This is a genomic window from Grimontia indica, from assembly GCF_000333895.2.
Taxonomy (GTDB): domain Bacteria; phylum Pseudomonadota; class Gammaproteobacteria; order Enterobacterales; family Vibrionaceae; genus Enterovibrio; species Enterovibrio indicus.
Window position 1 is genome coordinate 1 of the sequence record NZ_ANFM02000096.1, and the last position, 502, is coordinate 502.

General features: G+C 54.2%; 1 tRNA gene and 1 other RNA gene. Both read left to right on the top strand.

What is annotated here, in order from left to right:
- The first annotated feature begins 90 nt into the window (after positions 1-90).
- A non-coding RNA gene (locus D515_RS25630) (RtT sRNA) lies at positions 91-225 on the top strand.
- A 42-nt stretch (positions 226-267) separates the two neighbouring features.
- Positions 268-344, top strand: a tRNA-Asp gene (locus tag D515_RS24900).
- Positions 345-502 lie beyond the last annotated feature (158 nt).

The following is a 502-nucleotide window of genomic DNA, read 5'->3' on the forward strand; positions in this document are numbered from 1 at the left end:
CGTTAATAGCGTATCTAGGGTTCAAATCCCTATCTCTCCGCCACTTTTAAACCAAACAGCTTTAACTAGGTGTTTGACTCAGAGGATGAAACATTCCTCCGAGAGATAGGGTGAAGAAGCCTAGACAGGGTTCAGCCGAGCGCGAAGCGCGAGACAACAACGGCTTGCCGTTGGCCCGAAGGGCAAGGGAGCGAAGCGACCGAGTAAATCCCTATCTCTCCGCCACATTCTGGAAGTTGGGTTGTAAAGCCGGATTTCACAAGAATTGGAGCGGTAGTTCAGTTGGTTAGAATACCGGCCTGTCACGCCGGGGGTCGCGGGTTCGAGTCCCGTCCGCTCCGCCAACACAACAAAGCCCTGCAGGAAACTGCGGGGCTTTTTGTATTTATCAGATTCCAAGAGAAGGGACTCTCACGAGCCATGCGGCTCGAGTCCCGCTGGAGCGCCAGCCCGGCCGTTCCGCCACTGATTAAAGCCTGATGCGAAAGCGTCAGGCTTTTTT